The sequence below is a fragment of the Vreelandella hamiltonii genome (assembly GCF_014651775.1).
Lineage (GTDB): Bacteria > Pseudomonadota > Gammaproteobacteria > Pseudomonadales > Halomonadaceae > Vreelandella > Vreelandella hamiltonii.
On the sequence record NZ_BMXN01000005.1, the window covers coordinates 191,058 to 212,792 of the forward strand.

19 protein-coding genes and 1 pseudogene are annotated in these 21,735 nt (G+C 57.2%); 3 read left to right on the forward strand and 17 right to left on the reverse strand.

Annotation, left to right across the window (positions count from 1 at the left end):
* Window positions 1-96 precede the first annotated feature (96 nt).
* On the reverse strand, window positions 97-1,482 hold the full coding sequence (gene cysS / locus IE091_RS06730; protein ID WP_189463150.1) for a cysteine--tRNA ligase: 1,386 nt from the start codon (window positions 1,480-1,482) through the stop codon (window positions 97-99).
* A gap of 11 nt (window positions 1,483-1,493) precedes the next feature.
* The gene (locus IE091_RS06735; protein WP_189463152.1) at window positions 1,494-3,173 is read right to left on the reverse strand and encodes a glutamine--tRNA ligase/YqeY domain fusion protein; all 1,680 of its coding nucleotides are present in this window, start codon (window positions 3,171-3,173) and stop codon (window positions 1,494-1,496) included.
* Between the two features lie 156 nt (window positions 3,174-3,329).
* Between IE091_RS06735 and IE091_RS06740 the strand changes: the two genes are divergently transcribed.
* Both IE091_RS06740 and IE091_RS06745 read left to right on the forward strand, forming a co-directional pair.
* A complete protein-coding gene (locus IE091_RS06740; RefSeq protein WP_189463154.1) occupies window positions 3,330-3,830 on the forward strand; it encodes a peptidylprolyl isomerase in 501 nt (166 codons plus the stop codon).
* Between the two features lie 14 nt (window positions 3,831-3,844).
* The gene (locus tag IE091_RS06745; protein ID WP_189463156.1) at window positions 3,845-4,636 is read left to right on the forward strand and encodes a UDP-2,3-diacylglucosamine diphosphatase; all 792 of its coding nucleotides are present in this window, start codon (window positions 3,845-3,847) and stop codon (window positions 4,634-4,636) included.
* Between the two features lie 50 nt (window positions 4,637-4,686).
* Here IE091_RS06745 and IE091_RS06750 read toward each other — a convergent pair whose 3' ends face one another.
* The 8 genes from IE091_RS06750 to IE091_RS06785 form a co-directional block, all read right to left on the reverse strand.
* Complete coding sequence (locus IE091_RS06750; RefSeq protein WP_189463157.1) at window positions 4,687-6,504, reverse strand: SurA N-terminal domain-containing protein; 1,818 nt, start codon at window positions 6,502-6,504, stop codon at window positions 4,687-4,689.
* A 111-nt stretch (window positions 6,505-6,615) separates the two neighbouring features.
* Window positions 6,616-6,888: an HU family DNA-binding protein gene (locus IE091_RS06755; protein WP_009724302.1), complete on the reverse strand. Its 273-nt coding sequence runs from the start codon at window positions 6,886-6,888 to the stop codon at window positions 6,616-6,618.
* A 192-nt stretch (window positions 6,889-7,080) separates the two neighbouring features.
* A complete protein-coding gene (lon, locus tag IE091_RS06760; RefSeq protein ID WP_144984627.1) occupies window positions 7,081-9,507 on the reverse strand; it encodes an endopeptidase La in 2,427 nt (808 codons plus the stop codon).
* A 163-nt stretch (window positions 9,508-9,670) separates the two neighbouring features.
* Complete coding sequence (clpX, locus tag IE091_RS06765) at window positions 9,671-10,951, reverse strand: ATP-dependent Clp protease ATP-binding subunit ClpX (protein WP_189463159.1); 1,281 nt, start codon at window positions 10,949-10,951, stop codon at window positions 9,671-9,673.
* Window positions 10,952-11,024: 73 nt separating this feature from the next.
* Window positions 11,025-11,642 (reverse strand): ATP-dependent Clp endopeptidase proteolytic subunit ClpP, encoded by a 618-nt coding sequence (clpP, locus tag IE091_RS06770; protein WP_016913935.1) that lies wholly within the window; start codon window positions 11,640-11,642, stop codon window positions 11,025-11,027.
* Window positions 11,643-11,708: 66 nt separating this feature from the next.
* Window positions 11,709-13,061: a trigger factor gene (tig, locus tag IE091_RS06775; protein ID WP_039181821.1), complete on the reverse strand. Its 1,353-nt coding sequence runs from the start codon at window positions 13,059-13,061 to the stop codon at window positions 11,709-11,711.
* 174 nt (window positions 13,062-13,235) lie between these two features.
* Window positions 13,236-13,604 carry a hypothetical protein gene (locus IE091_RS06780; RefSeq protein ID WP_189463161.1) on the reverse strand — a complete coding sequence of 123 codons (369 nt, stop codon included), beginning with the start codon at window positions 13,602-13,604 and terminating at the stop codon, window positions 13,236-13,238.
* A gap of 2 nt (window positions 13,605-13,606) precedes the next feature.
* Window positions 13,607-14,068, reverse strand: a complete 462-nt coding sequence (locus tag IE091_RS06785; RefSeq protein WP_039181827.1) for a flavodoxin domain-containing protein — start codon at window positions 14,066-14,068, stop codon at window positions 13,607-13,609.
* 140 nt (window positions 14,069-14,208) lie between these two features.
* On the opposite strand from IE091_RS06785, the gene IE091_RS06790 reads away from it, so the two are divergent.
* Window positions 14,209-14,415, forward strand: coding sequence for a DUF2788 domain-containing protein (locus IE091_RS06790; protein WP_039181829.1), 207 nt, complete (start codon window positions 14,209-14,211; stop codon window positions 14,413-14,415).
* A 71-nt stretch (window positions 14,416-14,486) separates the two neighbouring features.
* Here IE091_RS06790 and IE091_RS06795 read toward each other — a convergent pair whose 3' ends face one another.
* From IE091_RS06795 to thrS, 7 genes and pseudogenes are all read right to left on the reverse strand, one after another.
* On the reverse strand, window positions 14,487-14,804 hold the full coding sequence (locus tag IE091_RS06795; RefSeq protein ID WP_039181832.1) for an integration host factor subunit alpha: 318 nt from the start codon (window positions 14,802-14,804) through the stop codon (window positions 14,487-14,489).
* 79 nt (window positions 14,805-14,883) lie between these two features.
* Window positions 14,884-17,265, reverse strand: a complete 2,382-nt coding sequence (pheT, locus tag IE091_RS06800) for a phenylalanine--tRNA ligase subunit beta (RefSeq protein WP_144984621.1) — start codon at window positions 17,263-17,265, stop codon at window positions 14,884-14,886.
* Between the two features lie 26 nt (window positions 17,266-17,291).
* Window positions 17,292-18,274: pseudogene (gene pheS, locus IE091_RS06805) on the reverse strand (phenylalanine--tRNA ligase subunit alpha).
* A 157-nt stretch (window positions 18,275-18,431) separates the two neighbouring features.
* Window positions 18,432-18,785: a 50S ribosomal protein L20 gene (gene rplT, locus IE091_RS06810; RefSeq protein WP_009097607.1), complete on the reverse strand. Its 354-nt coding sequence runs from the start codon at window positions 18,783-18,785 to the stop codon at window positions 18,432-18,434.
* Window positions 18,786-18,838: 53 nt separating this feature from the next.
* Window positions 18,839-19,033 carry a 50S ribosomal protein L35 gene (gene rpmI / locus IE091_RS06815; RefSeq protein ID WP_039181842.1) on the reverse strand — a complete coding sequence of 65 codons (195 nt, stop codon included), beginning with the start codon at window positions 19,031-19,033 and terminating at the stop codon, window positions 18,839-18,841.
* 81 nt (window positions 19,034-19,114) lie between these two features.
* Entirely contained in the window at window positions 19,115-19,654 is a 540-nt protein-coding gene (infC, locus tag IE091_RS06820; protein WP_081135803.1) for a translation initiation factor IF-3, read from the reverse strand.
* 12 nt (window positions 19,655-19,666) lie between these two features.
* Window positions 19,667-21,589: a threonine--tRNA ligase gene (thrS, locus tag IE091_RS06825; RefSeq protein WP_189463162.1), complete on the reverse strand. Its 1,923-nt coding sequence runs from the start codon at window positions 21,587-21,589 to the stop codon at window positions 19,667-19,669.
* Window positions 21,590-21,735: the final 146 nt, after the last annotated feature.

The window sequence follows — 21,735 nt, forward strand, 5'->3', positions numbered from 1 at the left end:
TCCTTTGAGTGAGCATCCTGAGAGTGTCGCTTCAGTATACGAGGCAACTGCGTTGAAGTCAGACGCCGCCTCAACGGCATCCGACTTCCTTCGTCATCAAGGCGCTTCGATGACCCAAGTCGTGCCTTCTCGTGAGTCTTTCAGCACGATGCCAAGCGCTGCCAGCTCGTCACGAATGGCATCGGCGCGGGCGAAGTCCTTGTTGGCTTTGGCCGCCTGACGCTCGGCAATTCTGGCTTCGATCTCGCCTTCACTCAGCGCCATCGAATGCTGCGCCCCTTTCAGGAAAGCCTGCGGCGTCTGCTGCAAGAGCCCCAGCACTCCCGCCAGGCGCTGCAGCTCTCCGGCCAGGCGGGGCGCAGCTTCCGGCTGGTCGCTCTTGGCGCGGTTGAGATCCCTTGCCAGGTCGAACAGTACGGCCAGCGCTTCCGGGGTATTGAAATCATCATCCATGGAAGCAGTGAAGCGCTCGGCATAACTCCCCTGCTCACCCTCAGACGCCACCTCGACACCTTCAAGGGCGGTATACAGGCGCGTCAACGACTTGCGTGCCTCGACCAGCGAATCCACGGAGTAGTTGATCGGGCTGCGATAGTGGCTGGCCACCAGCAGATAGCGCACGACCTCCGGGTCATGCTCCGCCAGCACATCACGAATGGTGAAGAAGTTGCCCAGCGACTTCGACATCTTTTCCTGATTGACGCGCACGGCACCGGCATGCATCCAGGTGTTCACGTAGGTCTTGCCCGTGGCCGCTTCCGACTGGGCAATCTCGTTTTCGTGATGGGGGAAGGTCAGATCCGGCCCACCGCCATGAATATCGAAGGTGTCCCCCAGGCAGCAGGTGGACATGGCCGAACATTCGATATGCCAGCCTGGGCGGCCGTCCCCCCAGGGGGAGTGCCAATGGGCCTCTCCCGGCTTGGCCGCTTTCCAGAGCACGAAGTCCAGCGGGTCTTCCTTGTGCACGTCCACTTCCACGCGCGCGCCAGAGCGCATGTCATCCAGCTGGCGGTTGTTGAGCTTGCCGTAATCGGCAAACTTGCGCACCCGATAGTAGACGTCGCCGTTTTCCGCGGCGTAGGCAAAGCCTTTTTCCACCAGCGTTTCGATCATGCGGATGATGTCGCCAATATGCCCCGTGGCACGGGGCTCCTGGCTGGGAGGCAGCACATTCAGCCGCGCCTCGTCTTCATGCATGGCCGCGATCATGCGCTCGGTGAGCGCGCTGATGGCCTCACCGTTCTCCTCGGCACGCTTGAGGATCTTGTCGTCGATATCCGTGATGTTGCGCACGTAGGTCACGTCGTAGCCACGGTGGCGCAGGTAGCGGGTAATCACGTCAAAGGCCACCATCACCCTGGCGTGGCCAAGGTGACAGTAGTCATACACCGTCATGCCGCAGACGTACATGCTTACCTTGCCATCGACAAGGGGCTTAAAAGGCTCTTTGCGGCGTGTCAGCGTATTGTAAATGTGCATATGACGTTTCCTTAACCCTTCTGTTTGATTTTCGCCCAGCTATCTTTCAAGCCCACGGTGCGGTTGAACACCAGATGCTCTGCACTGGAGGCGTGGCGGTCGGCGCAGAAATAGCCCATCCGCTCGAACTGGAAACGATCTTCCGGCGCGGCGCTGGCCAGGCTTGGCTCACCGATGGCCTGGCAGATGACCAGCGACTCGGGATTCAGGTGCTCGAGGAAATCCACATCCTTGTCGCGATCCGGCTGCTCGACCATGAACAGGTTGTCATAGAGGCGTACTTCCATCGGCACACCGTGGGCGGCGCTGACCCAGTGAATGACGCCCTTGACCTTGCGGCCTTCCGGATTTTTGCCCAGGGTGTCGAAATCCACCGAGCAGTGCAGCTCCTGGATCTCGCCGGCGTCGTTCTTGACCACTTCATCGCAGCGGATCACGTAGCTATTGCGCAGACGCACTTCCTTGCCAGGGGCCAGTCGGAAGAACTTCTTCGGCGCATCCTCCATGAAGTCGTCCTGGTCGATGTACAGCTCGCGACCAAACGGCACCTTGCGCATCGGCATGTCGTCACGGGCGGGGTGGCCCGGCACTTCGTAGACCTCTTCGTGGTCTTCCGGCACGTTGGTCAACACCACTTTCAGCGGCTTCAGCACGCACATGGCGCGGGGGGCGTTGTCTTCAAGGTCAGAACGAATGGCATGAGTCAGCATGGCAATGTCCACCAGGCCGCCATCCGAACGGGTCACGCCGATCATTTCACAGAACTTGCGGATCGAAGCCGGGGTATAGCCGCGGCGGCGCATGCCCGAGATGGTCGGCATGCGTGGGTCGTCCCAGCCATCCACGATCTGCTCATCCACCAGCAGCTTGAGCTTGCGCTTGGAGGTCAGCGTGTAGTCGAGGTTCAGCCGCGCAAACTCGATCTGGCGGGGTTTGGCGGGCACCGGCAGATTGTTCAGGAACCATTCGTACAGCGGACGATGGTCTTCGAACTCCAGGGTACAGATGGAGTGGGTGATCCCTTCGATGGCATCCGACTGGCCGTGGGTGAAGTCGTAGGAAGGATAGATCTTCCAGGCGTCACCGGTCTGGTGATGATGGGCGTGACGAATACGGTACAGAATGGGGTCGCGAAGATTGATGTTGGGCGACGCCATGTCGATTTTGGCGCGCAGCACTTTCTCGCCTTCGGCAAACTCGCCCTTGCGCATACGCTCCAGCAGATCGAGATTCTCTTCGACGCTACGCTCCCTGTAAGGGCTGGGCTTGCCGGGTTCGGTCAAGGTACCGCGATACTCCCGAATCTCATCGGGAGAGAGGTCGTCGACATAGGCTTTCCCTTCGCGGATCAGGTGCTGTGCCCAGGCATAGAGCTGCTCGAAATAGTCGGAGGCAAAGCGTACGGGGCCTGCCCACTCGAAGCCCAGCCAACTGACGTCTTCCTTGATGGCATCGATATACGCCTGCTCTTCCTTCGCCGGGTTGGTGTCGTCGAACCGCAGATGACACTCACCACCCAACTGCTCGGCGAGCCCGAAATTCAGGCAGATCGACTTGGCATGGCCGATATGCAGGAAGCCGTTGGGCTCCGGAGGGAAGCGCGTCACAATTTTGGTGACCTGGCCGCCCGCTATCTCGTCGCGTACTTGGTTGCGAATGAAGTTCGGCGCTGGGGTGGTCTCGTTGGTCATGGTGGTGTTGATAACCTCATCGTGGATGGCGTGCCGGGCAACCGATGCCTATGCTAAACGGGTTAGCGCTTCGCGGTGCCGAGCAAAACCGCTATTATAACGTGACGCCGATGCACAGCGCCAAGGCGAACGCCTTTATTGAACAGGAATTTATCCATGATCGTATTACAGACGAACCACGGTGACATCACTATTGCTCTCAATCACGAAAAAGCGCCTGCCACCGCAGCCAATTTCGAGCAATACGTGCGCGATGGCTTTTACGACGGCACGCTGTTCCACCGGGTCATCGATGGTTTCATGATTCAAGGGGGCGGCTTCGACCAGGAGTTCAACCAGAAGCCGACACGCGACCCCATCGAAAACGAAGCCGACAACGGTCTGCAGAACACCATCGGCACGCTGGCCATGGCCCGCACCCAGGACCCCCACTCTGCCACCGCCCAGTTTTTCATCAACGTCGGTAACAACAGCTTCCTGAACCACAGCGGCAAAAGCCTGCAAGGCTGGGGTTACGCGGTATTTGGTGAAGTAGTGGACGGCATGGACGTGGTCAACGCCATCAAGGCCGTGAGCACCACGCGCCGTGGCATGCACGCAGACGTACCCGCCGAAGACGTGGTCATCGAGCGCGCCTACCTGAAGGTTGCGGAATAACCGTCGGGAGTCTTATGCGTACGCTGCTGATCGCTGACATGCATTTGAGTAACGACACCCCTGAGCTCAATCAGGGGTTTTATCGTTACCTGGAGCATACCGCCAAAGGGGCCGAGGATCTTTACATTCTGGGCGACCTGTTCGACGCCTGGATCGGAGACGACTTGCTGGATACGCCTCACCCCCTCAGCGGGGTGGCCCATGAGGTGATCAAGCGTCTGCGGGCACTGAGCGATGCGGGCACGTCCATTTTTTTCATCCACGGCAATCGGGACTTTCTGATCGGCGAACGCTTCATCAACGCCTGTCAGGCCACCCTGCTGCCCGACAGTGAGCAAGTGGAATTGCAGGGCGTAGCCGCCGTCATTCTGCACGGTGACAGCCTGTGCACCAAAGATGAGGCCTACATGGCGTTTCGCGCCCAGTCTCGCCACCCAGAGTGGCAGGCGCAGATCCTGGCCATGCCGCTGGAGCAGCGGCTAGAGTTGGCCAAGAGCCTGCGTATGCAGTCTGGGGATGCCAACGCCAACAAGGCCGAGGCCATCATGGATGTGACCCACGCAGAAGTCGTGGCCACGATGCAGCGCCATGGGGTGAACATCATGATCCATGGCCACACCCATCGCCCCAAGGTCCATGACCTCACCGTCGAAGATGTGCCTGCCAAGCGCTTCGTGCTGGGCGACTGGGACGAGACGCACGGCTGGGACATTGTCGTGGAGCACTCGAGCGAGCGCCACCCGGAGCCCGTACTGCGCCAGTTCTCGCTGACCCAGCCGCCTGGGGTCGACAGCGAATCGCTCTGAGCACAGGCCCCGTCATGAAAAAGCCGATCACATGGATCGGCTTTTTCGTTTTAGCGCTCTATCCTGGCATCACTGCGCAGGTCATCGATCAAACCTTGAATGATCGCCTGAGCCCGCAGCTGTTCGGCCATTTGTGACACGAAAGCATTCATCTGCTCGTCGGCCTGCCCTTCGTTGACGCTGTCCAATGCAACGACGGCAACGCCCTGAGGCAAGGCCACGGCACGGTAAACGCTGTCGCCCTCTTCAGGGTGTGGCATGCGGAACACTTCACGGATCAGCGTTTGTGGCAAAGTGCTGTCCGATTGACGGGTGATGTTGGACGCACTCATCCAGTCCAGCTCCAAGGCTTGACCGTCGCGCAGAGCCGCAATCATCTCACTGGCCTCTTCCTGCAAGGCCTGCTGGCGCTGCTGGGCCGCTACGGCCTGTTCTACCTCATCACGCACGTCGTCAAGAGGCAAGAGCGTCGCGTCACGATGCTCGGCCACGCGAAGCACCAGGCGACGGTCACTGTCCAGCTCGATGACCTCGCTATTGTAACCTTCACCCAGCACGTCAGCGCTGAACGCCTCATCCAGCACGCCCGGCTCGGAAAGCGCTCCTTCACCTTCCCCACGCGCCAACCAGTCGCTCTCGTTGAGCGTCAGGCCGAGGTCATCCGCAACGGACTGCAGATCGTCTGCCGCGAAGCTCTCATCGATCAGACGCTGCACCTGACGATTGAAGTCATCATTGACCTCACGCAGCGCCACTTCCTGGGCCAAACGGTCACGCTGCTCTTCGAAAGAAGGCGCATCCAGCTCGGTAACCTGCAGGATATGGAAAGCACCGTCCATTTCGACGACCTGGGACGTCTCACCGACCCCAAGGGCAAACGCAGCGTCATCGAAGGCATCGCCAAAGAAGCCGCGACTGATCACGCCCAGATCACCACCCTGCTCGGCACTGGCGGTGTCGTCCGAAAAACGCACGGCGGTGTCGGCGAAACTCTCACCACTGTTCAGGTCAGCCAGCGCCTCATTGGCCAGCTGCTGGGCCTCTTCACGGCCACGCTCGGAACCAAAGGTCACCATGATATGGGAAACACGACGGTCGGCATCGCGATTCTGCTCACTCCAGGCAGCGCGGAGTTCGCTCTCGTCCACAGCAATATCTTCAGCCATGGCCTGGCGGTCGATCACCACGTACTCGACGCGCACCTGCTCCGGGCGCTCGAAGCGTTCCTGGTTGGCGTCATAGTAGGCCTGCATCTGCTCCTCGGTGACCTCTACTTCATAAGCAGCATCATTGGCATCCAGTATCACGTAGCGGAAATCTCGCTGCTGGCCTTGCAGGTCTGCCAGACGCTGCTCTTCATTGGCCAAGCTGAAGTCACTGAAGGCCAAGCCCTGCTGCAGTTGCTGACGCTTGATATCCATCCGCAGCTCTTCACGGAACGAGAGCGGCGTGTAACCCGCTCCTGCCAGACGATTCCGGAACATTTCTGCAGAAAAGCGCCCATCCTGATCATGAAACTCAGGCAGTGTCACGATCATCTGGTCAAGCTGAGCGTCGGAGACGTAAAAACCACCGTCCTCAGCATACTGACGCAGTAAAGACTGAGTGATGAGCTGGTCGAGCATATCGTTGCGCAGTGCCCGCTCCTGCTCAGGAGGCACTTGCCCAGAGCGCAGCGCACGCTGCACTTCGAGCTCCACCTGCTGACGCACGATGGGCTCGCCGTTGACGCTCGCCACTTCATTGGGATCGCTACCAAAGACACTGAACAGCGACTCCACACCAAAAAGCGCCATGGCCGCGACCATGACACCAATGATTATCTTGGCACCCCAGCTTCTGGAGCCATCTCGAATACTTTGCAGCATGCTAGCCTCAGATCATCAAAGCCATTTATCGCCCAAACCATCGGGCCAGAAAAGAACATGGGCGCATCGCGGATGCGATGCGCCCATTAGCTTACAGCAAACGCGAGCCAATTAGTTGACGGCGTCTTTCAGCGCTTTACCGGCTTTGAAGCTGGGCACTTTGGCAGCGCTGATTTCGATCGGCTGACCCGTCTGAGGGTTGCGACCCGTACGGGCGGCACGTTCTTTGATGGCGAAAGTACCAAAACCTACTAAAGAAACGCTTTCGCCTTTTTTGAGGCTATCGGTGACAGACTCCACCATGGCATCCAATGCGCGGGTTGCCGCTGCTTTCGGAATATCAGCAGATGCGGCAATAGCTTCAATCAGCTCGGACTTATTCACACTTCACCCCTTGACTGTTTCAAAAAAATGGCTTTGAACGGCACGGTCACCGAGTGCAACAACCTCAAAGCATAGCTGCGTTTTATAGCAATGCCTTGAAACACCTGTCAAGCAACCGCGCCGTGAAATGCCCGTCGCTCAAGGCATTGGGCAAATTTATTAAGCAAAATTAAAGCAGGACTGCTTTAACACTTAATGGGTGCTTGCAACAGCATTGGTACTGAACGACTTATCCGCTGCTTTCAACGCGGCCTTGTCGTCCACCGATTCGGCTAACGCAACGGCCAATACGTCATCTATCCATCGTACGGGACGAATATCAAGTGCTCCTTTGATATTATCCGGCACTTCCTTGAGATCTCGGCGATTTTCCTCAGGGATCAGGACGGTCTTTATACCACCGCGGCGAGCTGCCAGCAATTTCTCCTTCAACCCCCCGATGGGCAGTACCTCACCGCGAAGATTGACCTCTCCGGTCATGGCCACGTCGCAGCGAACCGGACGCAGTGAATAGGCCGACACGATGGCAGTGACCATGGCGATACCCGCACTAGGTCCGTCCTTGGGAGTCGCGCCTTCGGGCACATGGATATGCAGATCTTCATTCTCAAAGCGCTGAGGATCGATACCGTAGGCAACGGCCCGTGATTTGACCACGGTCTGTGCCGCACTGACCGACTCTTTCATGACGTCGCCCAGTGAACCGGTCTTGTGCAGACGCCCTTTGCCAGGCGTCACGACGGACTCGATATTGAGCAGCTCACCGCCTACCGAGGTCCAGGCAAGCCCCGTCACGCGCCCTACCTGATCCTCTTGTTCGGCCAGACCGTAGCTGTAGCGACGCACGCCAGCGTAAGTCTCGATATCGTCGGCCAGGAGCACCTGTTTCGCCTGCAGCTGGCTCCCGGCTTTGGTGCCCGAAGTACGCTCCGCTTCCAGCCTTTCGCGCAGCACTTTACGGCACACCTTGGCGATCTGACGCTCCAGCTCGCGCACTCCCGCTTCGCGGGTGTAGTAGCGCACCAGCTCTAGCAAGGCATCATCTTCCAACGCCAGCTCTTCGTCTTTCAGGCCATTGGCCTCCAACTGTTTGGGCAGCAGGTAGCGTTTGGCAATGGCCAGCTTCTCGTCTTCCGTGTAGCCCGGCAGACGAATGATTTCCATACGATCCAGCAGTGGCCCAGGAATGTTCATCGAGTTGGCCGTACAGATGAACAACGTCTCGGAAAGATCGTAGTCCAGCTCCAGATAGTGATCGCTGAAGCTGTTGTTCTGCTCTGGGTCCAGTACTTCCAGCAGCGCTGAGGCCGGATCACCGCGATGGTCCATGCCCAGTTTGTCTACTTCGTCCAGCAGGAACAGCGGGTTTTTGACCCCTGCCCGGCTCATCCGCTGCATCAACTTGCCAGGCAGAGAGCCAATGTATGTCCTGCGATGGCCGCGAATCTCGGACTCGTCCCTCACGCCGCCCAGCGCCAGACGCACGTACTTGCGGTTGGTCGCCTTGGCGATGGACTGCCCCAGAGAGGTCTTGCCAACGCCAGGTGGGCCAACCAGACACAGTACCGGACCACGCATCTTGCGAACGCGCTTTTGCACCGCAAGATATTCGAGAATGCGCGCCTTGACCTCTTCCAGACCATAGTGGTCTTGATCGAGCACTTCTTGCGCTTTGACCAGGTCATGCTTGACACGAGTGCGCTTTTTCCAGGGCACGGCAATCAGCCAGTCCAGGTAGGAGCGCACCACGGTAGCCTCGGCAGAATTCGACGACATCATCTTGAGCTTGTTCAGCTCCTGGGTTGCCTTGTCGGAGGCTTCTTTCGGCATACCCGATTCTTGAATGGCACGCTCATACTTCTCGGCCTCATTGGGCACATTGTCCAGCTCACCCATTTCTTTCTGGATGGCCTTCATCTGCTCGTTCAGGTAGTACTCGCGCTGGGTCTTTTCCATCTGCTCCTTGACCCGGGAGCGGATCCGCTTTTCGACCTGCAGCAAGTCGATTTCTGATTCGATCAGCGCCATCAGGTGCTCGATACGATCACGCACCCGATCCATTTCGAGCAGGTCCTGCTTGTCACCGATCTTCAATGACAAGTGTGCGCAGATGGTGTCTACCAAACGGCTGGGATCTTCTATACCCGACAGAGAGTTGAGCACTTCATTGGGCACTTTTTTCGACAGTTTGACGTATTGCTCGAACTGATTGAGCAGCACGCGCACCAGCGCCTCCTGCTCACGACTGGTCAGAGGCTCACTGTCGCGGGGCAGAAGATGGGCCTGAGTGTAACCGGCCTCGTTCTCCTCGATACGGACGACATCCGCACGAAAGCTGCCTTCGATCAGCACTTTCACCGTGCCATCAGGCAATTTGAGTAGCTGCATGATGTCTGCCACGGTCCCCATGGCATACAAGTCCGTATTGTCCGGCTCATCTTGAGACGCTTCACGCTGAGCCACCAGCAATACACGTTTGTCCGCTTCCATCGCGGCTTCAAGCGCTTGAATGGATTTTTCGCGACCCACGAAAAGCGGAATGACCATCTGCGGGTACACGACCACATCCCGCAGCGGCAACAGGGGTAGACATTGTGTCTGATCGGCATTCTGCTGCATCGCAGACGTTCCTCAATTTCGGATGAGTACTTGAACGGCATTCAAGCCGGATACTTTGCCAAGCAGCTCATGATACAAGACGTATGAACAACAAGGGGCCGCCTAGGCGACCCCTTGGATTGGCGCATGCGGTGGTCATCAGACCGCGCGGAAACCCGGGCGGTTAACCATCGGTGCCGTCAACGCGGGCAGCCTCTTGCTGGGAGTAGATCAGCAGTGGCTCGCTTTCGCCGGCAATCACCGAACCTTCGATGACCACTTTGCTGACGCCTTCCAATGAAGGGATTTCGTACATGGTATCCAGCAGCACGGACTCCAGAATCGAGCGCAAACCACGAGCTCCGGTCTTGCGCTCCATGGCTTTGGCAGCCACGGCACGCAGTGCCTCATCCCTGAACTCCAGCTCCACGTCTTCCATCTCGAACAGCTTGGCGTACTGCTTGACCAGCGAGTTCTTGGGCTCCGTGAGAATCTGCACCAAGGCATCTTCGGTGAGCTCGGTCAACGTGGCGATGACAGGCAAACGACCCACGAACTCGGGAATCAGGCCAAATTTCACCAGATCCTCGGGCTCGACGTCGGCCAACAGCTCACCCACGCCCCGACTGGACTCCTTGCTTTTCACGCTGGCATTGAAACCGATACCACCTTTTTCAGCGCGATCACGGATGACTTTGTCCAGTCCGGCAAAAGCACCACCAACGATGAACAGGATGTTGGCCGTATTGACCTGTACGAACTCCTGCTGGGGATGCTTGCGCCCACCTTGGGGAGGCACGGACGCCGTGGCCCCTTCGATGAGCTTGAGCAGCGCCTGTTGAACACCCTCACCCGATACATCACGAGTAATCGAGGGGTTATCCGACTTGCGAGAAATCTTGTCGATCTCATCGATATAGACAATGCCACGCTCGGCTTTCTCTACATCGTAATCACACTTCTGAAGCAGTTTCTGGATGATGTTTTCGACATCCTCACCCACATAGCCCGCTTCTGTCAGCGTAGTGGCGTCTGCAATCGTGAAGGGTACATTCAATAGCCGCGCCATGGTTTCCGCCAGCAGCGTTTTGCCGCTACCGGTAGGACCAATCAGGAGAATGTTGGATTTACCCAGCTCCACGTCGCCTTCGCGCACCTCTGATTTGAGACGCTTGTAGTGGTTGTATACCGCTACGGACAGCACCATCTTGGCGCGGTCTTGCCCGATGACGTAATCGTCCAATGTATGACGTATTTCGCGGGGCGTGGGTAAACGCTCCTCATCGCTCTCGGCATCGGCTTCGAGAACTTCCTCGCGAATGATGTCATTACACAAGTCGACACACTCATCGCAGATATAAACGGACGGGCCAGCAATCAGCTTGCGTACTTCGTTCTGGTTTTTACCGCAAAACGAGCAGTACAGCAGCTTGCCACCTTCGTCCTTGCCTTTGCCGTCGGCCATTCGCGTACCTCTGTCACTAAGGCGGCCAGAGCCGCCTGAAAAGCTCTTAGAAAAGCAGAATCCTACTACGCTATCAGGATGTAGGACGCTTATCCAGCACTGCGTCAATCAAGCCATACTCTTTTGCTTTATTGGCGCTCATGAAGTTATCACGGTCGGTATCACGGGCCACCGTTTCGATATCTTGACCCGTATGATGGGCCAGAATCTGGTTCAGCTTCTCACGAATACCGAGAATTTCACGGGTATGAATCTCGATATCCGACGCCTGACCCTGATAACCGCCCAACGGCTGGTGGATCATGACGCGCGAATTGGGCAGACAGTAGCGCTTGCCAGCAGCACCCGCTGTCAGCAGCAAGGCGCCCATGCTGGCCGCTTGACCAATACACACCGTGGAGACGTCCGGCTTGATGAACTGCATGGTGTCATAAATCGACATGCCAGCCGTGACCGAACCGCCAGGCGAATTGATGTACAGATGAATATCTTTGTCGGGGTTCTCAGACTCCAGAAACAGCAGCTGAGCGACCACCAGGTTGGCCATGTAGTCTTCCACAGGACCCACCAGAAAAATGACGCGCTCTTTCAACAGGCGCGAGTAGATGTCGTAGGCTCTTTCCCCTTTGGCGCTTTGCTCCACCACCATGGGCACTAAACCGCCGGCGTTTTGAATATCAAACTCACTCATTCGGGTGATTCCTTGCGTCCGGTAAGGGAAAAGCGCACCTGAGAACAGGTGCGCGACTCGATGAGATCAGGCGCTCGCCTGCTCGCTTTCTTCAGCGGTCTCATCTTGCTCAGCCTGCTGCTGGGCGGCTGCCAGTGCCTGCTGATAAGACATTTCAACGTCTTTGACGTTCGTTTGCTCCAGCAGTTTCTCGACCGCCTTCTCTTCGAGGATGGCAGACTTCACCTGGGTTTTGAGCTGCTCGTTACCCATGTAGTACTCGACGACTTCCGAGGGGTCTTGATACTGCTCAGCCAGCTCTTCCACCTTCGCCTTGATGGCGGCATCATCGGCATCCAGCTCGTTGGATTTGATGACTTCCGCCAGCAGCAAGCCTACCTGCACGCGGCTCTTGGCCTGGTCGGCAAACAGCTCATTGGGCAGTTGGCTGACGTCGAAGTCTTCACCCAGACCGAACTGCTGAGCTGCCTGACGCTTCATGGCGTCGGTTTCCTGCTGTACCAGCGCGCTCGGCACGGGGATGTCGTTGGCTTTCTTCAGCGCATCCAGCACCTGCTGCTTGACACGGTTATCCACGGCTTGTGCCGCTTCACGGGTCATGTTCTTCTTGATTTCAGCGCGGAACTGGCTTTCGTCGCCGCCTTCAACGCCAAAACGCTCGATGAACGCCGCATCCACTTCCGGCAGCTTCTGGCTGCTGACCTTGTGGACAGTGACCTTGAAAGTCGCTTCCTGACCTGCCAGGTGCTCGGCCTGGTAATCCGCCGGGAAGGTGACGGAAATCGTTTTCTCTTCACCCGCCTTGGCACCGATCAGCTGATCTTCGAAACCAGGAATGAAGCTGTTCGATCCGATGACCAACGCGTGGCCTTCAGCACTGCCGCCTTCGAAAGGCTCATCGCCCAGGAAGCCCTGAAAATCGATGGTGACCTGATCGCCAGAGGCAGCAGCGGCGTCGACTTCTTCCCATGCAGCGTTTTGCTTGCGCAGGGTGTCGATCATCTCGTCGACATCGGCATCATTGACGGCGACGACCGGACGCTCTACTTCAGTACCTTCGATGGAGGCCAGCTCGACCTGCGGGTAGATTTCCATGATCGCGACGAACTCGAGATCTTTGCCCGCCTGGTTTACCTTGGGCTCGATCTGCGGGAAGCCAGCAGGATTGAGGCCTTCTTCGGTGATGGCGCGCACGTAACGCTCGCGCATGACTTCGCCAACCACTTCATTGCGCACGCTGTCGCCGTAACGCTGGTTAACAACGGCCATCGGCACCCGGCCTTGGCGAAAACCGTTCAGGCGAACGTTTTTCGCAGTCTCTTTCAAGCGAGCGCTGACGGCCCCATCGATTTCTGCTGCCGGCACTTGAATAGTGATACGGCGTTCGATCTGGGAGGTCGTCTCGACGGAAACTTGCATGAATTGTCCTCTAGCGGCTGGGCGTTGGGTTGATTACGTAAAATTGATTCAAGAGGGCGATTTTAAGAACCCTGACGCAAGGAGGCAAGCGCCATGCTCGCAAGATGGGGGCTAGCCCCCCAATTTCAAGGGTTCGGGCATCAAAAACAGGCGTATTACAATGCCTGCACGACTTCAAGCGCGCGAACGCCACCAAAGTGTGACGGCATGCAACAGTAGCCCACAGGTGGCCGCGTGGGAGATGAACTCCTGCCAACTGATCCACGCCGTGAACAGCGCATGCCAACCACCCATGATGATGGCGCCCAACACCATCATGACACTAAGGCGCTTGAGCAGCGCTGGCAACCGCTGACGAGCTTCGACGGGAAGCATCTTCCACTGCACCGCAGCCGCCCCTGCCACCAGCACCAGGGCCATGACGATCAGCGTTTGACGAGTCTCATGCCCGCCCGCCAGATAGCGCGGCAAAGCAGACAACATGACCACGCACAGGCCAATGGCAATGCTTACCCGTTCAGGAGAGTGAGCCGCTGACTGCATGGTTACGCCACCTTCAACTGCTGAGCCACGATCCACTCTTCCACCCACGGCACTGCAGCATCATCGGCCATGAAGGTCTCCATGGCATCGACTTCCAACCGCTCCCCGAGACGCTGAGCGCCCAACGATGTCAGCAGCTCGTCCAGTGCACGGCCGGCACCGCAGAACGTATCGCCATAGGAGCTGTCGCCGAGCGCGATCAGTCCGTAACGAAGACCGGTGAGCGAAGGTGACTGGTCTTTCAGGCTGCGCACGAACGGTACGATATTGCCAGGAAAGTCGCCACTACCGGTGGTCGACAAGCAAAACAGCGTCAGGTCATTATCTCCACTCACGTCTGTCAACGTGGGCTGTTCAGACACCACTACGGCATATCCCGCCTTCTCGAACAGCGGCTTGACCTGCTCGGCTACGTCAAGGGCACCGCCATACATGGTGCCCACCACAATCGTCATCTTTGGCATTGCTTACTCCCAGTTCACAATGTTCAGTCGACAAATACCTGATGAATTTGGTCAAATATTAACACGACTGGCAAAAGCCGCGCACGTTGCGCACGCCCTTCTTCCTTCTACTCTTACATCTTCTATCTGCAGGAGCGCTTATGCAGCAAGCCTTTGAGACATGGATCACCCCTATCATGATCGGCGGCTTGATCGTGTTCATGTGCTTCATCATTTGGGATTTGGCCAAAAAGTCGAATGCAGGCAAATTCGGCACGATCATGCTGTTCGTCGTACTCGGCGCAGGCATGATGGGTTACATCATCAAAGTCATCATCACCTGGTTGATCGAAGGGAGAGGCCTGTAGCCTTTCTAATCTTTCAGCCATAAAAAAAAGGAGTGCTTTCCAGCACTCCTTTTCGACATGGGTGGTCAAGGCTAATCCGGCTTGCCAAGACCACTTTCGCTCGCATACCGCTCTACCTGCTGCTTGAGCTTCTGACCAGGCCTGAAGGTCACTACCCGGCGCGCCGAAATCGGAATTTCCTCTCCGGTCTTGGGGTTGCGCCCTGGACGCTCACGCTTGTCGCGCAGGTCGAAATTACCAAATCCTGACAGCTTCACTTGCTCGTTTTCACGTAAGCAAGCGCGAATCTCTTCGAAAAAAGCTTCGACCATCGCTTTTGCTTCTCGTTTTGACAGCGCCAGCTCGCTATGTAAATGCTCTGCTAGCTCTGCTTTGGTCAACGCACCCATAAGGCTCCTCCATGTAGCAAACGGTGTAGCAAACGCACTGCCAGGATCGTGGTAAGCGTCATGTCATGGCATGGCGTCATCAACCGCGCAGATCAGCGTTCAGCTCGGTACGCACGGTAGTCACAATGGCATCAACCAACTGGTTGATTTCTTCATCATTTAGCGTGCGCGATGCGTGTTGCCAGGTCAAGCCCAGCGCAATGCTCTTGTGACCTTCGGCAACGCCCTTACCAGCATAGACATCAAACAGCTTGATGTCTTTCAAGCTTTCTCCCGCCTGAGACTTCGCACAGTCGAGCAGAGCCTGCACTGGCGTCTCTTCCTTGACCGTGAACGCCAGATCGCGGCGCACTTCTGGATAGCGGGAAAGTGGTTCAAAGGCGGGAACTGCACCTTGACTCAGAGCATCCAGTCGCACTTCGAACAGCACGGCATCCACTTTCAGGCCCAATTTGGCACGCACCTGAGGATGCAGCGTTCCAATCCAGCCAACCGGCTTCCCTTTATGCAGCACCTTGGCCGTCTGCCCCGGATGCAAAGCCGAGTGCTCGCCAGGTTCGAAGCGCCAATCTTCTGCAGCCCCCCCTAGTGCCAGCACACTCTCAAGGTCGCCCTTGAGATCATAGAAATCGACGGCTGCCTTACCGCCACTCCAGCCTTCTGCTTCACGACCACCGCACACCAGCGCCCCCATCATGGGCACTTGAGAAAGATCGTCCAGCGGGCCATTGAACACCAGGCCCGTCTCGAAGAGACGAACGCGCGACTGCTGGCGATTGAGGTTGTGCTCCAGCGCCCTCACCAGCCCCGGAAACAGACTGGCTCGCATGACGGACAGATCCGCCGAAATCGGGTTGGCCAATACGGGTGATACGGCGTCGGGCAGCAGTGCCGCCTGAAGGTCTGGCGCCACGAAGCTATACGTCACCGCTTCCTGATAACCACGAGCCACCAGCTGGTTACGCAGACGCGCCAGCGTCAGGGTCGACTCGTTGGCAGGACGCAGCGCCAGGCGAGCGGCTGGTCGGCGGACGGGCAGATTGTTGTAACCATGCACACGGGCGACCTCCTCGATGAGGTCTTCTTCGATGGCAATGTCGAAACGCCAACTGGCTGCCTTGACCTTCCAACCCTCCGCCAAGCGCTCCACTTGCAGCCCCAGACGCTCGAGGATATCGCTCACCTCATCACCTGGCAGCTGCTTGGAAAGCGCTGCTTCGAGTCGTGCTTCACGCAGCATGATGGTCTTCGGTGCAGGTATTGCCTGCTGGTGAACAGCTTCCGTAACCGGCCCAGCCTGACCACCACAGATCTCCAGCAGCAATTGGGTCGCCCGTTCGATCGCGCTACTGGCCAACTCAGGATCCACCCCACGCTCGTAGCGGTGCGAGGCATCCGTATGAAGGCCATAAGAGCGAGCCTTGCCCGCAATCGCTAGCGGCGCGAAAAATGCAGACTCCAGGAAAATGGTGTGCGTTTTCTCGCTGACGCCAGAGTTTTCCCCTCCCATGACACCAGCCATGGCCAGGGGCCCACGCTCATCAGTAATCAACAGCGTATCCTGACGAAGCGCTACGTCCTGGCCGTCCAGCAAGGTCAGTCGCTCTGACGACTGCGCCATGCGCACACAAATACTGCCGTGAAGGTTGTCGCGGTCAAAGGCATGCAGCGGCTGGCCCAGCTCGAGCATGACGTAGTTGGTGACATCGACGACCGGGTCGATCGAGCGCACGCCACTGCGGCGCAGCCGCTCCACCATCCATAGCGGCGTTTCCACTTGTACGTCGACACCCTTGATGACACGACCCAGATAGCGGGGGCACTGCTCTGCGGCGTCCACGCGCACAGGGAAAGTATCGTCGATCGTGGCGGGCACCGGCGTAATCTGCGGGCCGCTGACAGGCAGTCTGTTCAGCACGCCCACTTCGCGCGCCAACCCTTTGATGCTCAGGCAATCACCGCGGTTAGGCGTCAGATCGACCTCGATGGTCATGTCGTCCAACTGCATGTACTCGCGGAAGCTGACGCCGACCGGAGCTGCCTCGGAGAGTACCAGAATGCCTGGCGAGGTTTCCTCCTCCAAACCCAGCTCGGATGCCGAGCAGATCATGCCATTGGATTCGACACCACGCAGCTTGGCTTTCTTGATCTTGAAGTCGCCCGGCAGCACTCCGCCCACCTGGGCAAAAGGAATTTTCTGACCGACTGCCACGTTGGCGGCACCACACACCACCTGGACAGGCGCGCCGGTACCGTCATCCACGGTGCACACATTCAGCTTGTCGGCATCCGGGTGCTTCTCTTTACTCAACACTTCGGCAACGACGACGCCACTGAACGCTGCAGCAACGGCCTCGACCGCGTCGACTTCGAGCCCTGCCATGGTGATCTGATCGGCAATGGCTTGCGCATCCAACTGCGGAGCAACCCATTCACGCAGCCACTGTTCTGAAAACTTCATAATTTTTCCCGTCGTAAGCAGCAGTATCAGGTGAATTGGCGCAGGAAGCGCAAATCGTTCTCGAAGAATAGGCGTAGATCATTGACCCCATAGCGCAACATGGCCAGACGCTCGGCGCCCATGCCAAATGCAAACCCGGTATAGCGCTCGGTATCGATCCCCGAATGACGAAACACCTCAGGGTGCACCATGCCGCAACCCATGACTTCCAGCCAGCCACTGTGAGAACAGACACGACACCCTTCACCGCTGCACATCACGCACTGAATATCGACTTCCGCCGAGCTGACAAGTCGTCACGCTCGAAAAACGCCTGCAGAAAGTCTTCGATAGTGCCTTTCAAGTCGGCAAAACTGACGCCCTCATCCACCAGCAGCCCTTCTACCTGGTGGAACATGGGCGTGTGGGTCAGGTCGGAATCGCTACGATAAACGCGCCCCGGACAAACGATCCGGATGGGCGGCTCACTACTTTTCATGGTACGCACTTGCACCGGCGAGGTATGGGTACGCAGCAACCGCGTCGCATCGAAGTAAAACGTATCCGCCATGCCGCGCGCAGGATGATGGGCAGGAATGTTGAGTGCTTCGAAATTATGGTAGTCGTCTTCGATTTCAGGCCCTACCGCAACATCGTAGCCAATTCTGGTAAACAGCCCCTCGATACGCTCCAGCGTTCGCGTCACGGGGTGCAGCCCTCCGCTGGCTTGCCCACGCCCTGGCAGAGTGACATCGATCCGCTCTGCTGCCAGGCGCGCATCCAGGGCGGCATTTTCCAGCTGCTGGCGCTTGCTATCGATTTCCGCCGACAGGGTCTGCTTGGCCTGGTTGATCTGCTCACCTGCGGCAGGTCGCTCTTCGGCCGATAGTTTACCCAACCCTTTCAGCAAGGCAGTCACTTCGCCTTTCTTGCCCAGGTAACGTACGCGCAACTCATCCAGCGACGAGACACTCTGCGCAGCCTGGATAGCTTCGCGGGCCTCAGACACCAGAGTAGGAAGGTGGTCCATCCGATTTCACTCCGAATTAAGCGGCTCCATCCACGGGGATGGCAGGCATGTTGAAGGTGACAAAAAAACAGGGGAAGAGCGGCTGCTCTTCCCCTGCATGGGTCACACTGAAATGACCACGGGCATTTCACGCTGGGCTAACCCAGTGAAAAGTGCCTTATTGGGCAGCCTTGGCTTTTTCCACGATAGCAGCAAATGCGGCTTTCTCGTGTACAGCCAGGTCGGCCAATACTTTACGGTCGATTTCAATACCGGCTTTCTTCAGGCCACCTACGAAGCGGCTGTAAGACATGCCGTTGATACGTGCACCAGCGTTGATACGCTGAATCCACAGAGCGCGGAATTGGCGCTTGCGGTTGCGACGGTCACGGTAGGCATACTGACCGGCCTTGATGACAGCCTGCTTGGCTACGCGGAAAACACGCGAACGGGCACCGTAGTAACCTTTGGCCTGCTTCAGAACTTTTTTATGGCGACGACGGGCAACTACGCCACGCTTAACACGGGTCATAACACACTCCTGACTTTATGACTGAGACGGTGCTCAGATAAGAAAATTCGACCTTACAGGTTCGGCAGCATGCGCTGAATCAGCGCTTTGTCGGAAGCATGCACTTGCTTCATGCCACGCAGCTGACGCTTACGCTTGGTCGACTTCTTGGTCAAGATGTGGCTACGGAAAGACTGCTTGTGCTTGAAGCCGTTAGCGGTCTTTTTGAAGCGCTTGGCAGCGCCGCTGTTGCTTTTGATTTTCGGCATGAGATAACTCCGCTCGATATTTTTTAGAAAACCCAGGGCCGACCAGCGCAAATGCGCTGGCCCGTTAACAACGCCGTTGGATCACTTCTTTTTCGGGGCAAGGATCATGATCATCTGGCGGCCTTCCATTTTCGGGAAAGACTCCACCGCTCCGATCTCTTCCAGGTCTGCCGCGATCCGCTCCATCAGCTTGCGGCCGATGTCCTGATGCGCCATTTCACGACCACGGAAGCGCAATGTGACCTTACCCTTGTCACCACCTTCCAGGAAGCGAATCAGGTTTTTAAGCTTGACCTGATAATCGCCCTCGTCGGTGCCAGGACGGAATTTGACTTCCTTGACCTGGATTTGCTTCTGCTTTTTCTTTTGAGCCGCTTTCTGCTTCTTGGTCTCAAAAACGAATTTGCCGTAGTCCATGATCTTGCAGACGATGGGGTCGGCATTCGAGATTTGCACGAGATCCAGACCTGCCGCTTCTGCACGCTCAAGAGCCTCGGAGGTGGGCACTACGCCCAACTGCTCGCCTTCGGCATCGATTAAACGTACTTCTTCTTCGGTGATCCGCTCGTTCATTGGTGGGCGTTTATCTTGTGGACGCCCGCGCTGATTGCTTCGCTTGATTGCTCTGTCTCCTTAGGCAATTGACGATGTCGCCAGGGCTGCTCTCTCTTCACTGAACCTTTCGATGAATTCGTCGATGGTCATGGTGCCGAGATTTTCGCCGCTGCGAGTACGCACGGCCACTGAGTCAGCTTCTACTTCCTTATCTCCTACCACCAGGAGATAGGGAACTTTCTGTAATGTATGCTCACGGATTTTAAAGCCGATCTTCTCGTTCCTCAAGTCCGCCTTGACCCGCAAGCCAATTTTTTGCAGCCGACGCTCTACTTCCAGAGCAAAATCGCGCTGTGCATCGGTAATCGTCATCAACACCGCTTGCTGCGGGGCCAACCATAATGGCATAGCACCGGCATAGTGCTCAATCAAAATACCCAGGAAACGTTCGAAAGAGCCCAGAATGGCACGATGAAGCATGACCGGCGTCTTGCGCGCACCGTCTTCATCCACGTACTGAGCACCCAAGCGGCCCGGAAGATTGAAGTCCAACTGCAAGGTACCGCACTGCCATACTCGATTCAGACAGTCGCGCAGCGCAAACTCGATCTTGGGACCGTAAAACGCCCCTTCACCTGGCTGCAACTCCCACGCAAGTCCCGTGGCATTCAAGGCAGCTTCCAGGCCCTGCTCGGCTCGATCCCACATTTCTGCTTCGCCAAGGAAGTCTTCAGGACGCGTGGACAGTTTGAGCTCTACCTCGTCGAATCCAAGCGTTTTGTAGACTTGCAGCGTCAGCGCAATGAACGCTTCGGCCTCTGCCTGAATCTGCTTTTCGGTACAGAAGATGTGCGCATCGTCCTGGGTAAACCCACGCACCCGCATCAGACCATGCAGTGAACCAGAGGGTTCATTACGATGGCAGCTGCCAAACTCGGCCAGACGCAAAGGCAGGTCGCGGTAGCTCTTCAGCCCCTGATTGAACACCTGCACATGGCAAGGACAGTTCATCGGCTTGACCGCGTACTCACGCTTTTCGGACTCGGTGGTGAACATCAGCTCACTGTAGTGACCCCAGTGGCCTGATTTTTTCCACAGCGAGAGATCGACCACCTGGGGTGTCTTGATCTCCTGATAACCATGCGCCCGCTGTACGTTACGCATATACTCTTCCAAGGCCTGGTACATGGTCCAGCCATTGGGATGCCAAAAAACCATACCGGGAGCCTCTTCCTGCAGGTGGAAGAGGTCCATCTTGCGCGCCAATTTACGGTGGTCACGCTTCTCGGCTTCCTCCAAGCGCTGCAAGTAAGCCTTGAGCTGTTTCTTATCGCCCCAAGCCGTGCCGTAAATACGCGTGAGCATCGGATTGGAAGCGTCGCCGCGCCAGTAAGCGCCCGCCAGCTTGGTCAACTTGAAGGCTTTCAGGTGCCGGGTATTCGGCACGTGCGGCCCCCGGCACATGTCCGTGTACTCTTCATGATGATACAGGCGAATCGCAGCACCTTCCGGAATATCACGGACGATTTCCTGTTTGTAGGGCTCGTCACGCTCTTCGAAGGTGGCCATGGCCTTGGCACTATCGACGTATTCACGTATTACGTCGTACTCCTGGTCGATCAGCGCCTGCATGCGCTTCTCGATCGCCTCCAGATCTTCTGGCGTCACGGATTGACCAAAATCGATATCGTAGTAGAAACCATCATCGATAACCGGGCCAATCGCCATCTTGGCGCTGGGGTAGAGCTGCTTCACGGCATGGCCGATCAGGTGGGCACATGAATGGCGGATGATCTCCACCCCCTCGTCGTCCCGCGCCGTGATGATGGAAACATCGGCATCCTGCTCGATGATATCCGCTGCGTCCACCAGCACCCCATCGATCTTGCCCGCCACGCAGGCCTTGGCTAAACCAGGACCAATGGACTCTGCCAGCTGCATGATGGAAATGGGGCTATCAAATGTTCTCTGGCTGCCGTCAGGCAGTGTCACTATGGGCATTCAAATATTCCTTGAGCGCAGTGGTGATCCATACCAGGGATCACATTTCGCTATCAACGGTAGAAAAACGGGCTCGAAACCGGCCGACAGCCTAACAGACTTTGGCACTTCATAAAATAAAACGGGAGGCCCATGGCCTCCCGTTC

Bases quoted from the DNA above. Each gene is read 5' to 3' on its own strand.
- IE091_RS06740 (WP_189463154.1), top strand. From the start codon at position 3,330: ATGATCGTATTACAGACGAACCACGGTGACATCACTATTGCTCTCAAT.
- clpP (WP_016913935.1), bottom strand. From the start codon at position 11,642: ATGAGTGAGTTTGATATTCAAAACGCCGGCGGTTTAGTGCCCATGGTG.
- IE091_RS06750 (WP_189463157.1), bottom strand. From the start codon at position 6,504: ATGCTGCAAAGTATTCGAGATGGCTCCAGAAGCTGGGGTGCCAAGATA.
- IE091_RS06785 (WP_039181827.1), bottom strand. From the start codon at position 14,068: ATGCCAAAGATGACGATTGTGGTGGGCACCATGTATGGCGGTGCCCTT.
- clpX (WP_189463159.1), bottom strand. From the start codon at position 10,951: ATGGCCGACGGCAAAGGCAAGGACGAAGGTGGCAAGCTGCTGTACTGC.
- IE091_RS06745 (WP_189463156.1), top strand. From the start codon at position 3,845: ATGCGTACGCTGCTGATCGCTGACATGCATTTGAGTAACGACACCCCT.
- rplT (WP_009097607.1), bottom strand. From the start codon at position 18,785: ATGACCCGTGTTAAGCGTGGCGTAGTTGCCCGTCGTCGCCATAAAAAA.
- IE091_RS06795 (WP_039181832.1), bottom strand. From the start codon at position 14,804: ATGGGTGCGTTGACCAAAGCAGAGCTAGCAGAGCATTTACATAGCGAG.
- rpmI (WP_039181842.1), bottom strand. From the start codon at position 19,033: ATGCCGAAAATCAAAAGCAACAGCGGCGCTGCCAAGCGCTTCAAAAAG.
- IE091_RS06780 (WP_189463161.1), bottom strand. From the start codon at position 13,604: ATGCAGTCAGCGGCTCACTCTCCTGAACGGGTAAGCATTGCCATTGGC.
- pheT (WP_144984621.1), bottom strand. From the start codon at position 17,265: ATGAAGTTTTCAGAACAGTGGCTGCGTGAATGGGTTGCTCCGCAGTTG.
- thrS (WP_189463162.1), bottom strand. From the start codon at position 21,589: ATGCCCATAGTGACACTGCCTGACGGCAGCCAGAGAACATTTGATAGC.
- IE091_RS06735 (WP_189463152.1), bottom strand. From the start codon at position 3,173: ATGACCAACGAGACCACCCCAGCGCCGAACTTCATTCGCAACCAAGTA.
- cysS (WP_189463150.1), bottom strand. From the start codon at position 1,482: ATGCACATTTACAATACGCTGACACGCCGCAAAGAGCCTTTTAAGCCC.
- lon (WP_144984627.1), bottom strand. From the start codon at position 9,507: ATGCAGCAGAATGCCGATCAGACACAATGTCTACCCCTGTTGCCGCTG.
- tig (WP_039181821.1), bottom strand. From the start codon at position 13,061: ATGCAAGTTTCCGTCGAGACGACCTCCCAGATCGAACGCCGTATCACT.
- IE091_RS06790 (WP_039181829.1), top strand. From the start codon at position 14,209: ATGCAGCAAGCCTTTGAGACATGGATCACCCCTATCATGATCGGCGGC.